At 68.0% G+C, this 284-nt stretch carries 1 protein-coding gene; it reads left to right on the top strand.

The window, feature by feature from the left end:
* Nucleotides 1–284: Ig-like domain-containing protein (locus CKW40_RS44315; RefSeq protein WP_179298328.1), on the top strand; the 284-nt coding region annotated here is incomplete at both ends.

Raw genomic sequence — 284 nt, 5'->3', positions numbered from 1 at the left:
ACCTGGACGCTCACGACCGCCGCGCTGTCGGACGGAGCGCACAGCTTGACGGCCAAGGCGGTGGACAACGCCGGCAACAGCACGACGACGGCGGCAATCAGCGCGACGGTCGACACCACGGCGCCGAGCGAGACGATCGGCTCGACGATCGGGACCGATACCGGGCTGACCTCGACGATCAGCAGCGGCGGCCTGACCAAGGACAACACGCTGGCGCTTTCCGGTACGGTGAGCGACAGCAATGGCGTGGCCTCGGTGCACGTGTTTGACGGCAGCACGGACCT

Origin of the sequence: Mesorhizobium carmichaelinearum (genome assembly GCF_900199455.1) — a bacterium.
In the GTDB taxonomy this organism is placed as follows: domain Bacteria; phylum Pseudomonadota; class Alphaproteobacteria; order Rhizobiales; family Rhizobiaceae; genus Mesorhizobium; species Mesorhizobium carmichaelinearum.
This window is presented reverse-complemented; position numbering and strand designations above follow the sequence as displayed.